The organism is Actinopolymorpha sp. B9G3, from assembly GCF_040120725.1.
In the GTDB taxonomy this organism is placed as follows: domain Bacteria; phylum Actinomycetota; class Actinomycetes; order Propionibacteriales; family Actinopolymorphaceae; genus Thermasporomyces.
In genome coordinates this window covers 1-964 of sequence record NZ_JBEEAB010000080.1, presented here as the reverse complement: position 1 = coordinate 964, position 964 = coordinate 1, and the positions used below count along the sequence as shown (strand labels likewise).

General features: G+C 63.8%; 1 protein-coding gene. It reads right to left on the bottom strand.

The window, feature by feature from the left end:
- Nucleotides 1-913 (bottom strand): IS5 family transposase gene (locus ABNF93_RS34660; protein ID WP_502877683.1). Its coding sequence is split into 2 segments (ribosomal slippage): nucleotides 1-556 and nucleotides 555-913, totalling 915 coding nucleotides; the frame shifts between segments, so codons are not numbered across the junction.
- Nucleotides 914-964 lie beyond the last annotated feature (51 nt).

Genomic DNA, 964 nt, shown 5'->3' with positions numbered 1-964 from the left:
CTAGGGCGTGTCCCGTAGATCTTGGGTTGGTGGGTCGCGGAGCCAGATTCTGATCGATGCGATGTCGATTGTGCCGCGCCAGATGTAGTCGCGTTTGTCGTATCGGGTGGCAACGGCGCGATAGCCCTTGAGCTTGTTGATGCAGCGCTCGACAACGTTGCGCTGTTTGTATGTCTCGGCATCAAACAGGGGCGGTCGGCCGCGGTGTCGCCGGTTGGCGGGTTCGGGGATGGTTGCTTTGATGCCTCGGCGTCGTAGGTGGGAGCGGACCTTGTTGTTGGCGTAGGCCTTGTCCGCGAGGGCTCTGCCTGGGCGGGTGCGCGGGCGTCCGCGGCGGCCGAGGGCGGGTTGGATGCAGATTCCGCCCATCACTGCGGTGAAGGCGATGGAGTCGTGGCGTTGACCCGCGGTGGTGGTCCGTGACACCGGCCGACATTGCGCATCGGCAGCAAGGTGAACCTTGGTGGTCAGCCCTCCCCTGGACCGGCCCAACGCCTCCCGATCACACCCGTCCGGGCCGGAATTCTTGTAATTCGATAAAGCCCCCTGTGGTGAGCACAGGCGGTGGACTCTTCGGAGCACCGGCCGCGTGCTGATGGGCACGCATGATCGCCGAATCAACCGCGACCGTCCACTGCTGGCCCTCCTCATCAGCGCAGCCACGGCGCAACTCGTGAAGGATCCGTGCCCACGTGCCATCGGCCGACCAGCGCTGGTGCCGATGACAGACGGTCTTCCAATTCCCATAGCAGGAAGGCACATCACGCCACGGACTGCCGGTGCGCGTCCGCCACAACACCCCATTGATCACCATCCGGTGATCCGCCCAACGCCGACCCTGCCGCGGCTGCTCCGGCAGCAACGGCTCCAGCCGCTGCCACTCCTCATCAGTCAAGTCATGACGATCAAACACACCAATGATCTATCGAACTTCGACCACCAAGATCTACGGGACACGCCCTAG